Consider the following 12,057-nt stretch of genomic DNA (forward strand, 5'->3'; position numbering starts at 1 on the left):
CCACGATCAGGTATGGCAGGATCAGTGCCTGCGCCAGATCGGCAGCGACAGGCGTACTGCCAAGGCTGCATCAGTGCTTTTATGACCAGGGTGACACATTTTGAACAACAACCTGACTTCGGCAGAGCTCGCAGTCATTAGTGAGATCGAAGCCACTTCCAGCCTTCTCAGGCTGGTAACCCGGCTGACCGGGCTGCGATTTGCGGCGATTGCGAAAGTAACCGAGAGCAGCTGGACTGCGTGTGCTGTTTACGACGAAATCCAGTTCGGACTGGAAGCGGGTCACCAGCTCAAGCTGGAAACCACGCTGTGCAACGAGTTGCGCCAGCACCGGCAACCCATTGTGATCAACGAACTGGCCACCGATCCGGTGTATGCCGAGCACCCCATTCCGAAACTCTATGGGTTTCAGAGCTATTTTTCGCTGCCGATCATTTTTCCCAATGGCGATTTCTTTGGCACGCTGTGCGGCCTGGACCAGTTGCCCAAGCAGCTCGACGACGCCGATACGCTCGACACCCTGAAAGTGTTCTGCACGCTGATTGCCAGCACGCTTTACGCGCACTACCAACTGCAGGAAATGCAGGAACTCACCGTTTAACCCGCGCCACATTTCGGGGGCGCACATGCCGCCCCATGACTCACCTGCGCGCCTCGCCCTCCCGATCCTCACATACGGCCTTCAACCCGTCCCCGTGCCAACCTCGTTAACTGCGCATTTCAGCGCCGCCATCGATTATGAAATATATTTTTACTACTTAACGACGAATGGCAAACCCGGAAAATCGCCGTAACTAAAGGGCCAAAGCCTTTGTTTGTAAGGGTTGCAAGACTGACTGCATTAAGAAATCAGCGTCTGCGGCCGATCACTCTGTATCTCGCGGCTGTAGTCGAAATCTTTTCGTCTGTTAAAGTGAGCTTAGTGATGTCAAAGAGGCATCATCGTACACCCATCGAGAATCTTTATGAACGCCAGTGCCCCCATTCCCCTGAATGAAACGCAACGTCTGCTGCGTATTCAGGAGCTGTGCGTACTTGAAGACACCTCCGACGAGGTGTTCGACGAGATCGTCGCGATGACCGCCGAGTTTTTCCAGACGCCCATTGCCCTGGTCTCGATCGTCGATGAACATCGCCAGTGGTTCCGCGCCAGAGTGGGTCTCAGTGCGCGGGAGACACCGCGCAACGTGTCGTTCTGCGCCTACACAATCCTCTCCGACACGCTGTTCGAAATCCCCGATGCGACGCTCGATGAGCGGTTCATGAACAACAGCCTGGTGACCGGCCATCCCGACATCCGCTATTACGCAGGTGCTCCGCTGATCACCGACGACGGCCTTGCCCTGGGCAGCCTGTGCGTGATCGACACCAAGCCGCGTGAGCCGATGAGCGAGCACCAGACGCAGATGCTCAAGCGTTTCGCCTCGCTGGTCATGAAGCGCATTGTCAGCCTGCGACTCAGTTGCTTCATCGACCAGCCTACCGGCCTGTTCAACCGCTCGCGCCTGCAGGAAGACATTCATGAGGCGCTGGCATCGAGCGTTGATTATCAACTGGTCGTGGTGGACATGATTACCTCGGCGTTCTTAAACGACATCGTCAAGGCGCTGGGTTACGATTTCTCTCAGGACCTGGTGACGGCGATCAAGGAGCGCATAGAGAGTCTGTTGCCGAGGACTTGCTCGCTGTACAAGGTCGGGCCGACCCGTTTCGGCTTTCTGCTGCCTGGAGACCGTCCGCCTGAACACCTGTTTCGCACCATCCTCGAAGACTTTGAGACGCCAGTCGAGTGCCGGGGCATTCCGGTGCAGATGCAGGTCGGGCTCGGGGTTGTGACCCTGAACCGCGACCCTAACGAAGAGCAGGACTGGATGCGTATGGTCATCAGCGCCGCCGACGACGCACGCGACCGCGACCTTGGCTGGGCGATATACGAGCCGCACTTCGATGCTGCTCAGCAACGCGCGTTCAAGCTGCTCAGCTCATTGACCAGCGCGGTGCACTCGCATGATCAGTTGCGCCTGGTCTATCAACCGCGTATCGACCTGGAGACCGGCCTGTGCACGTCGGTGGAAGCCTTGCTGCGCTGGAATCACCCGACGCTCGGCCCCATCGGGCCTGCCGAGTTCGTGCCGCTGGCCGAGAAGACCGCACTGATGCGCCCGTTGAGTCTGTGGGTATTGACGAGCGCCATTGAGCAGGCAGCCCGGTGGCAGCAACAGGGCTTCCATTTCCGTATTGCCATCAACGTGACCCCCGAGGACCTCACCGGCCCGGCGTTTACCGACCGGATGGTGCGGCTGTTGGGTCAGCACAAGATAGACCCCACGCGCTTCGAGCTGGAATTCACCGAAGGCGCATTGATGCACAACCCTGCCGAAGTGCGTCATCAGCTGGAGCGCATGCGGCAGATGGGCATGGATGTGGCGATTGACGACTTCGGCACGGGCTACAGCAACTGGAATTACCTGCGGCAACTGCCCGCGACCACGGTCAAGCTTGACCAGTCGCTGATTCGTAACCTGGCCTCCGACAAGACTGATCAGCGTCTGGTCAAGGCATTGATCGGGCTGGCCAAGAAGCTCGGCTATTGCGTGGTGGCCGAAGGCATCGAGACCGATGAAATTCGTCGGCTGGTCAAGCAGTGGGGTTGTGACGAAGGCCAGGGCTACCTGATTGCCAAACCCATGGAAGCCGACGCCGTGCTGGGCTGGCTCGGCCCGGACCGCCGCCTGCAAAGTGTCACAGAAGCGGCCGAAGCGGCCGTCATCCGCGACAAACGGTTATAACCTTAGATCACTTCTTCATAACCGTTTTGAACACAAGCCGTTATGCTGCCCGCCACTTTTTGCCTGATACGTTTGTTTGACAGGGTTGGTTATGGAAGCGGGTGGACTTGGGTTTGTAGTGGCGGGGCTGGTAGTCGGTTTTATCGTGGGTATGACCGGAGTCGGTGGCGGCTCACTGATGACGCCCATTCTTTTATGGTTCGGTATCAACCCGGCAACGGCAGTCGGCACCGACCTGCTGTATGCGGCAATCACCAAATCCGGCGGGGTTCTGGTACACCGCAAAAATGACAACATCGACTGGAAAGTCACCGGCCTGCTGACACTGGGCAGCGTACCGGCGGTGCTGCTGACGCTGTGGTTTCTGAGTACCTTGCACACTGCACCCGACGCCTTGAACGCGATCATCAAGCAAGCCTTGGGTTATGTGCTGTTACTGACCGCTCTGGCCGTGCTGTTCAAGAAAAAGCTGCTGGCGTTCGCCCACGGTCGTGGCGATGGACAATCGTTTTTCAGTGGCACCAGCCTGACGATGTTGACTGTTGTCACCGGCCTGATCCTCGGCACCATGGTCGCACTGACATCGATTGGTGCCGGGGCATTGGGCACTGTGGCGCTGTTCATTCTCTACCCGTTGTTGCCGACACGCCGCCTGGTGGGTACCGAGATCGCACACGCCGTGCCCCTCACGCTGGTCGCAGGCCTGGGCCATGCGAGCATGGGCAACATGAACTGGGAATTGCTCGGCTGGCTGCTGATGGGCTCGCTGCCAGGTATCTATCTGGGCAGCCACATGGCCGGCCGTGTCTCCGATGACCTGTTGCGGCCCTTCCTGGCCATCATGCTGGGCATGATCGGCTTCAAGCTGGCGTTCTGATCGCCCTCCCCTCCATCAGCCTGTCACATTCATGCGTCAGGCTTGGTGCGTGCACACAGCCTTGGAACCGCCTGCCGCAGGTGTTCTGCTGCACATAGATCGCATTCATCGGGAATTGTAATTTTTTGTAGCTCAACACCGGTTTTCGGCGCAGGATTTCGTCCGTCTGCTTACGCGCCGATAACCCGGCACAGACTTACCCTCGCTGACAGGAGATGCCAACAATGCTTATCCGAATTGAAGAAGGTGTATACGGAGCTGATTGGGTTGTAAAACTGGGTGATTACCCGGTCAAGTGCAGGAGCTGGCAGGAAGCCCGCGAGTTTGCAGATCGCATGAAGTCCAGAATGGATGCCCCTCATTCATTGCCGCATCTGGCACGGCGCGCAGCCCCCGAACCAAGCGCAAGTGCGATGGCCCGCTAAGCCCCCCCTGAATCAACAAAAGCAGCGTGGTCACCTGGCTGGCGGCGCTGTTTTATCCCGGCATCACGTGCTTTCAAGCATTGGAACAGTTCTCGTTTCCATCACATCCCTTTCACATCCTCTTCACGTCTGGATGGGTAAATTAGCCCTACTCCTTTGATGAATCCCATTTGGCCCACCCCGTTGTGGGCCATTTTTTTGCCTGCAGAAAAGCGCTGCATTGCCGCCTGCAAACACAGGTCTGATTATTCGCTTTGCAGGTTTCTGGAAGTGGCCACAGTCACCGCCGGGCTGCTCAATACGCCAGCGCTCAGCTCTGCCAGACGGTCATTGCTCGTGCCGCTGGCGACATTATTACTCCAGCTCGCGGTCACGGTTGCCATCCAGCCCAGCATAAACAGCGCAATTGTCTGCAACATCCACTTTGTAATGATCGACATGGCTCTCTCCTTCCGGGTCTGGATGGCGAGTATGTAAACACCTCACCATTGCAGAAGAATTGCAGAGATTTTTATTTTTGCCAGCCGACAGTGCATCTTTGTGAACAAAGAGTCGGGGGGAGAGCAACGGGTGATCAACAAGAGAAATACCCACGCCGTCGGCGGGGTATTTCTGGAAGGCGGGGGTGTCAGTATTTGGTGCTTTGCTGCTCAGGCTTGGCAGGCGTGTCTACGTGACGCGGTCCAGCGAGGATGAGCGCTAATACGCCGAACACAGGCACAGCGACGATCACGATGATCCACATCAACTTGTTGCTGGACTCTGTCTTGCTCTTGCGAACGCGCATGACGGCCCAAATGTCCGAAAGCACGACCAGAGCAGTCAGCAATGCGAACCACCACAAATGATTTTCCGATATCCAACCCATTTGAAATCTCCTGCACCTTCAACGAAGGCAGCCAGATCGGCTGCCCTACAGTAGAAGAGGCCTGAGAGCGGCCTAAAGTTCAGAGAATCTTTCGGATTGTGCATCCTTTTCGAGAGAGGACGCAGAGCGCAAGAGTGCATTTGGTGACGCTCCACGCCACACACTGTCAGGTGATCGGTGCCGGGTTGAACAGGGTGATGTCGTTGTGCAAACGGTAGTGCTCGGTCCAGGTCTTTTTCTTGCCGCTGGCCACATCCAGGTAGAAGTGAAACAGCTCCCAGCCGAGATCTTCGATGCTCGCACGCCCCGTGGCGATGCGTCCGGCGTCGATATCGATCAGGTCAGGCCAGCGCTGGGCCAGTTCGGTGCGGGTCGAGACCTTCACCACCGGCGCCATCGCCAGACCATACGGAGTGCCGCGCCCGGTGGTGAACACGTGCAGGTTCATCCCGGCGGCCAGTTGCAGCGTACCGCAGACAAAGTCACTGGCGGGCGTGGCGCAGAAGATCAAACCCTTGCTGTTGACGCGCTCCCCCGGGCCAAGCACGCCATTGATGGCGCTGCTGCCGGATTTGACGATCGACCCCAGGGACTTCTCGACAATGTTCGACAACCCGCCCTTCTTGTTGCCGGGCGTGGTGTTGGCGCTGCGATCCGCCTCACCTTTGGCCAGGTAACGGTCGTACCAGTCCATTTCCCGTACCAGCGCCTGCGCGACGTCCTGATCCTGCGCGCGGGAGGTCAGCAAGTAAATGGCATCGCGCACCTCGGTCACTTCGGAAAACATCACCGTCGCCCCTGCACGCAACAGCAGATCCGAGGCATAGCCCAGCGCCGGGTTGGCGGTAATGCCGGAGAACGCATCACTGCCGCCGCACTGCATGCCCAGAATCAGCTCGGAGGCCGGAACCGTTTCGCGGCGACGCACATCCAGTTTCTTGAGGCGCGTCTCGGCCAGTTCCATGATCTGCTCGATCATTTCGTTGAAGCCGTGGCTGGAATCCTGAAGCCGATACAACCACGGCTCGCTCAGGTCCACCGAGCTGTCGTCCTCATGCATGACCTGCCCGGCCTGCAATTTCTCGCAGCCCAGGCCGATCACCAGCGCCTCGCCACCCAGGTTCGGGTTGCGCGCCAGATTGCGCACGGTACGGATCGGAATGTAAGCGTCGGTGGCGGTAATGGCCACGCCGCAGCCGTAGCTGTGGGTCAGGGCCACTACGTCATCGACGTTAGGGTATTTGGGCAGCAGTTCGTCACGAATGCGTTTGACTGCATGGTCCAGCACGCCGGTCACGCACTGCACGGTGGTGGTGATCCCCAGAATGTTGCGGGTGCCCACCGTGCCGTCGGCGTTGCGGTAGCCCTCGAAGGTATAACCCTCCAGCGCTGCCTGTTTCTCGGGCACCGCATCGGACATTGGCAAGCTGTCGAGCGCAGGCGCAGACGGCATGCGCAACTGGTCTTCCCTGACCCAACTGCCACGCGGTATCGGCTGCAGCGCGTAACCGATGGTGTGACCATAACGAATAATGGCCTCGCCCACGGCCAGGTCAACGGTGCTGACCTTGTGGCTCTGCGGCACGTTATCGACCGTCACCAGGCCGTTGTCGAATTCGGTTCCGGCCGGTACACCCTGGTCGTTGACCACGACCACGACGTTATCCAGCGGGTGCAGCCGGATGTAGCGCGGAGAGTCGGCATGTTGAATCAGGTTCATCACGGTTTCCTCAGGATTTTGCTTCGGAAAGGTCGCTGACCGAGTCGTTCAGCAATGGCCCCTTGGCAGGCGGCTCTTTCAATTCCACACGCTTGATTTCACCCACGATGAAAATGTAACTGATCACTGCCAGCAGCGCATTGGCGCCCACGAACACCAGCGCCCATTTGAACGAGCCGGTGCTGCTGATGATGTAACCAATCACGATCGGGGTGGTGATCGATGCAACGTTACCGAAGGTGTTGAACAGGCCGCCACTCAAACCGGCAATCTGCTTGGGCGAAACATCGGACATCACAGCCCAGCCCAGTGCGCCCACGCCTTTGCCGAAGAATGCCAGGGCCATGAAGCCCACGACCACCCATTCCACGTCCACATAGTTGCAGGTCACGATCGAGGTCGAGAGCAGCAGGCCGCCGATGATCGGTGCCTTGCGGGCGAAGGTCAGCGAGTGGCCTTTGCGCAGCAAGTAGTCGGAAATGACCCCGCCCAGTACGCCACCGATGAAGCCGCAGATGGCTGGCAGGGAGGCGATGATGCCAGCCTTGAGGATGGTCATGCCGCGCTCCTGAACCAGGTACACCGGGAACCAGGTCAGGAAGAAGTAGGTAATACCGTTGATGCAGTACTGGCTCAGGTAGATGCCGAGCATCATGCGGTTGGTCAGCAACTGGCGAATGTAGTCCCACTTCGGTCCGCTGCTGGCGGCTTTTTCCTTGCCTTTGCCCTTGTCCTGATCCAGATCGACCAGCGCACCATTGCTGGAGATGTGCTCGAACTCGGCCTCGTTGATCATCGGGTGATTGCGCGGGCCATAAATGACCTTCATCCAGATCATCGAGAACACGATACCGATCGCGCCCATGACCACGAACACGTGCTGCCAGCCGTAGGTGTAAACGATCCAGCCCATCAGCGGTGCGAACAGCACGGTGGCAAAGTACTGCGCCGAGTTGAAAATCGCCGAAGCTGTACCGCGCTCAGCGGTGGGAAACCAGGCGGCCACGATGCGCGCGTTACCCGGGAAGGAAGGCGCTTCGGCCAGCCCGACAAGAAAGCGCAGCATGAACAGCGCAACGATCGCCGTGGAGACACCGAACTCGCCCACATAGCCCTGCAGCAAGGTGAACAGCGACCAGGTGAAAATGCTCATGGCGTAGACTTTTTTCGACCCGAACCGGTCGAGCAGCCAGCCACCGGGAATCTGACCGGCCACGTAGGCCCAGCCGAATGCAGAGAAGATATAACCCAGAGTAACAGCACTGATGCCGAGGTCTTTCTGGATGCTGGAACCAGCGATTGCGATGGTGGCACGGTCGGCGTAGTTGATCGTGGTGACCAGAAACAGCATCAACAAAATCAAATAGCGGACGTGCGTCGGCTTGGACTTTTGCATGGTAGAGCTCCCACTGATTATTTTTTTACGCGGGTAAAGCTGTTTTTTGGGTGTAGCGTCACAGGCCCCTTGGCAGCGTCGCGGCGACGACATCTGCCACCTGTAAGGGTCATGCAATCCAACGACAAAGCCGCTGATCGCTCAGCGGCTCTATCTCCAGAAGTGTTACTGCTTGCCTTGCTTGTCCATCAGTGCGGCGAGCATGTCGCACTCGTCCGGGGTCAGGTCAGTCAGTGGCGCGCGAACCGGGCCTGCATCGTAGCCAGCGATTTTTGCACCGGCCTTGACGATGCTCACGGCATAGCCAGCCTTGCGGTTGCGGATTTCCAGATAAGGCAGAAAGAAATCATCGATGTACTTGCCGACCGCCTCATGATCGTCACGGGCAATGGCGTGGTAGAAGTCCATCGCCAGTTTCGGCACAAAGTTGAATACCGCAGACGAGTAGACCGGCACGCCCAGCGCCTTGTAGGCAGCGGCGTAGACTTCGGCAGTCGGCAGGCCGCCCAGGTACGAGAAGCGATCACCGAGGCGGCGACGGATCGAAACCATCAGTTCGATATCGCCCAGGCCATCCTTGTAACCGATCAGGTTAGGGCAACGCTCGGCCAGTTGTTCCAGCAGGGTTGGCGTCAGGCGGCAAACGTTACGGTTGTAGACCACCACGCCAATCTTGACCGACTTGCAGACGGCTTCAACGTGGGCGGCAACGCCGTCCTGGCTGGCTTCGGTCAGGTAGTGCGGCAGCAGCAACAGGCCTTTGGCCCCCAGGCGCTCGGCTTCCTGAGCGTACTCGATGGCCTGACGGGTTGCACCGCCTACACCGGCCAGAATCGGCACGCTGGTGGCGCAAGTATCAACGGCAGTCTTGATGATTTCGGAGTATTCGCTGGCTGCCAGGGAGAAGAACTCACCTGTACCGCCGGCAGCGAACAGAGCGCTTGCGCCATACGGAGCCAGCCACTCGAGGCGTTTGATGTAGCCCGCGCGATGGAAATCGCCCTGAGCATTGAAATCGGTAACCGGGAAAGACAGCAGACCGGAAGAGAGGATGGACTTCAGTTCTTGTGGATTCATTATTCGAACACCCTGGAGGACATAATTGTTAGAAGATCACCGGGTCAGTGCCGATGTCGTAAGTCATCGTACAACTGATAATGGAATCACTCAACAGGGATTTCGGGTTTTTTCAGCGGGAGGGAACGGGGCAGGTTTTGACTCCTGCGATGCAGCGTAGATTTTTGACGCAGAGCGTCACGCAAGGCATTCCCGGGCTGGAGCGTGCGGAACGATAACCTCAACTGCGACTGTCGTGCGACGCTCTGCGTCGCATGCAGTTCTGGACGCTCTGCATCCTCTTTTAAACCTCAGGCCCGCTGCGATTCTGCTTCTTCATGCGCGTGGCGCAGGCGTTCGCGACTGTTGGTCAGGTGCAGGCGCATGGCAGCGCGGGCGGCGTCGGAGTCTTGGCGGGCGATGGCGTCGAAGATTTCTTCGTGCTCGCGGCTCAGGCGATCCATGTAGTGCTGTTGATCATCATGGGCCAGACGCGCCGAATTCAGCCGTGTACGCGGAATGATGCTGGTGCCCAGATGGGTCATGATGTCCGTGAAGTAGCGGTTGCCGGTCGACAGCGCAATCTGCAGATGGAACTGGAAGTCCGACGCCACCGCATCCGTCGCATGCGCAGCGCTTTCGTTGAGTGCGTCCAGCGCCGCGCGCATCGCTGCAAGCTGCTCATCACTGCGACGCTGAGCTGCCAGCCCCGCCGACTCGACTTCCAGGCTGATACGCAATTCAAGAATCGCCAGCACATCACGCAGGGTGACGATGGTCGCCGGATCGATGCGAAAGCCGCTAGGGCTAGGCGTGTCCAGCACAAAGGTACCGATCCCGTGACGGGTCTCGACCAGACCGGAGGCCTGCAAGCGCGAGATCGCCTCGCGCACCACCGTGCGGCTGACGCCCTGCTCTTCCATGATCGCGGATTCAGTGGGCAGTTTATCGCCACGCTTGAGCTGACCGCTGCGAATACGCTCGGATAACTCAGTCACCAACTCCTGCGCGAGGCTGCGGTGTTTTCTACGGGCGCGGGGTGGAGCGCTTTGATTTTCCATCCAACATCGATCTCTGGACTGCTAAACAAGGGCTAATCATAGCTCAGCGGTTAGGTGATCACACCCTCAAAGCAGCGCCGGCCTTACAGAATCAGCTTCAAACCGCTCCAGACGCCGCCTGTTCGATCAATTTGCCGTCCTCGACGCGCACATGCCGGCTATGGAAGCGCTTGAGGCTGCTGCGGTGTCCGATGCTGAACAATGTCAGGCCGGGCAGCCCGTCGATGATCACTCGGTGCATGGCGGCCTCGTCTTCTTCGTCCATGGCCGAGGTGGCTTCATCCATGTACAGCCAGCGCGGCGCCACCAACAGGGCTCGAGCGAACGCCATCCGTTGCTGCTCGCCTGGCGACAGAAAGCGCTGCCAGTGATTGCTTTCATCCAGACGCGGAATCAAATGCTCCAGCCGACACTTTTTCAGCGCGTCGGCAAAGCGCTCCGGCGAATAGTGATCTGCTGACTGTGGATAACTCATCGCCTCACGCAACGTGCCAATCGGCAGATAAGGCCGTTGCGGCAAAAACAACGCAGGCTCTGCCGGCAAGCGAATCTGCCCTGAGCCGTGTGGCCACAATCCGCCCAGCGCCCTCAGCAACGAGCTTTTGCCGCTGCCCGAACGACCACTGAGCATGACCCGCTCACCTGCGGCGATGTGCAAGTCAGCCTCGCTAAGCAGTTGTCGACCGCCCGCAATGCTCAGGCCCAGATTGCGCAGGTCCAGCGCATCGTCGGCGTGAACCCGTTCGATGGCGGGCTGCTGCGCTTCATGGTCGGTCAGGGCCTGGCGGAAACTGAGCAGACGGTCACAGGTGGCGCGCCACGACGCCAGCGTGCTGTAGGCGCTGATGAACCAGCTGAAGTTCTCCTGCACATTGCCGAATGCCGAGTTGATCTGCATCAGATCACCCAGCTCGATCTTGCCCGCGAAATACCGCGGTGCAGCGACGATAAAGGGAAAGATCAGGGCGATCTGCGAATAGCCGGAGGTAAAAAAGGTCAGCCGCTTCTGGACTTTCATCGAGGCCCGAAAGTTGTTCCAGATCATCGAAAACCGCCCGCTGAGGCGCTGGTTTTCGTTGCGCTCGCCCTCGCACAAGGCGATGCTTTCGGCGTTTTCCCGCACACGTACCAGCGCAAAACGCAGGTCCGCCTCGTAACGTTCCTGCTGGTTGTTCAGCGGGATCAGGCGCTTGCCGATCCAGTGCGTCAGCAGACTGCCGACGATCGCGTAGAGCATGGCCGCCCAGAACATGTAGCCAGGGATCGTGATACCGAACAGTTCGATGCTGCCCGACACGCCCCAGAGAATGACCGAGAACGACACCAGGCTGACGACCGAGCTCATCAGGCCAAGCCCCAGGCTCAGGGTACTGGTGGTGAACTCGTTGAGGTCTTCGGACAGACGCTGGTCAGGGTTATCGGTATAGCCGCCCTGCTCCAGGTGGTAGTAATTCTTGTGTTCGAGCCAGCGGGCGAAATGCTGCTCGGTCAGCCAGCGGCGCCAGCGAATGGTCAGTAGTTGAGTCAGGTACAGGCGATACACCGCAGCCAGAATAGCGATGGCGGCAATGCCGCTGAAGTACAGGATCAGGTGCGTGAACGCCGCCAGATCCTTGTTTTGCAGGGCGTTGTAAAAGTCCCGGTACCAACTGTTGAACAGGACCGAAACCTGCACGCTGAACAGCGACAGGGCAATCACCGAGACCAGCAACAGCCAGGCAATGGTCTTTTCTTCGCTGCGCCAATACGGCGTTATCAGCTTCCATACACGGGGGAAAAACGCCCCTTTCACAGTATCGTTGACGGCAGAATATTCAGCATTGCGATTCATGTGGGTCAGGCTCGCTCTCTTTGAACGTACGATG

General features: G+C 58.6%; 11 protein-coding genes. 4 read left to right on the forward strand and 7 right to left on the reverse strand.

Annotated features, from left to right (window positions below; all coding sequences use genetic code 11):
* Positions 1 to 100: 100 nt before the first annotated feature.
* The 4 genes from PSPTO_RS23515 to PSPTO_RS30335 all read left to right on the forward strand — a co-directional run bounded on the left by PSPTO_RS23515 (position 101) and on the right by PSPTO_RS30335 (position 4,091).
* A complete protein-coding gene (locus PSPTO_RS23515; RefSeq protein ID WP_003379656.1) occupies positions 101 to 601 on the forward strand; it encodes a GAF domain-containing protein in 501 nt (166 codons plus the stop codon).
* 364 nt (positions 602 to 965) lie between these two features.
* Positions 966 to 2,789, forward strand: a complete 1,824-nt coding sequence (locus PSPTO_RS23520) for a sensor domain-containing phosphodiesterase (RefSeq protein WP_011105049.1) — start codon at positions 966 to 968, stop codon at positions 2,787 to 2,789.
* A gap of 91 nt (positions 2,790 to 2,880) precedes the next feature.
* Positions 2,881 to 3,666, forward strand: coding sequence for a sulfite exporter TauE/SafE family protein (locus PSPTO_RS23525; protein ID WP_046463393.1), 786 nt, complete (start codon positions 2,881 to 2,883; stop codon positions 3,664 to 3,666).
* Between the two features lie 224 nt (positions 3,667 to 3,890).
* Entirely contained in the window at positions 3,891 to 4,091 is a 201-nt protein-coding gene (locus PSPTO_RS30335) for a hypothetical protein (RefSeq protein ID WP_007243742.1), read from the forward strand.
* A gap of 245 nt (positions 4,092 to 4,336) precedes the next feature.
* Here PSPTO_RS30335 and PSPTO_RS23530 read toward each other — a convergent pair whose 3' ends face one another.
* The 7 genes from PSPTO_RS23530 to PSPTO_RS23565 all read right to left on the reverse strand — a co-directional run bounded on the left by PSPTO_RS23530 (position 4,337) and on the right by PSPTO_RS23565 (position 12,023).
* Positions 4,337 to 4,531, reverse strand: a complete 195-nt coding sequence (locus PSPTO_RS23530) for a hypothetical protein (RefSeq protein ID WP_046463392.1) — start codon at positions 4,529 to 4,531, stop codon at positions 4,337 to 4,339.
* A gap of 188 nt (positions 4,532 to 4,719) precedes the next feature.
* Positions 4,720 to 4,959, reverse strand: coding sequence for a PLD nuclease N-terminal domain-containing protein (locus tag PSPTO_RS23535; RefSeq protein WP_011105051.1), 240 nt, complete (start codon positions 4,957 to 4,959; stop codon positions 4,720 to 4,722).
* Positions 4,960 to 5,125: 166 nt separating this feature from the next.
* On the reverse strand, positions 5,126 to 6,679 hold the full coding sequence (gene garD / locus PSPTO_RS23540; RefSeq protein ID WP_011105052.1) for a galactarate dehydratase: 1,554 nt from the start codon (positions 6,677 to 6,679) through the stop codon (positions 5,126 to 5,128).
* Positions 6,680 to 6,689: 10 nt separating this feature from the next.
* Entirely contained in the window at positions 6,690 to 8,075 is a 1,386-nt protein-coding gene (locus PSPTO_RS23545) for an MFS transporter (RefSeq protein WP_005769363.1), read from the reverse strand.
* A 165-nt stretch (positions 8,076 to 8,240) separates the two neighbouring features.
* On the reverse strand, positions 8,241 to 9,152 hold the full coding sequence (gene kdgD, locus PSPTO_RS23550) for a 5-dehydro-4-deoxyglucarate dehydratase (protein WP_005620479.1): 912 nt from the start codon (positions 9,150 to 9,152) through the stop codon (positions 8,241 to 8,243).
* 290 nt (positions 9,153 to 9,442) lie between these two features.
* Positions 9,443 to 10,192 (reverse strand): FadR/GntR family transcriptional regulator, encoded by a 750-nt coding sequence (locus tag PSPTO_RS23560; RefSeq protein WP_007243745.1) that lies wholly within the window; start codon positions 10,190 to 10,192, stop codon positions 9,443 to 9,445.
* A 97-nt stretch (positions 10,193 to 10,289) separates the two neighbouring features.
* Positions 10,290 to 12,023, reverse strand: coding sequence for an ABC transporter ATP-binding protein/permease (locus tag PSPTO_RS23565; protein WP_011105053.1), 1,734 nt, complete (start codon positions 12,021 to 12,023; stop codon positions 10,290 to 10,292).
* Positions 12,024 to 12,057: the final 34 nt, after the last annotated feature.

This window comes from Pseudomonas syringae pv. tomato str. DC3000, from assembly GCF_000007805.1.
GTDB lineage: Bacteria > Pseudomonadota > Gammaproteobacteria > Pseudomonadales > Pseudomonadaceae > Aquipseudomonas > Aquipseudomonas avellanae.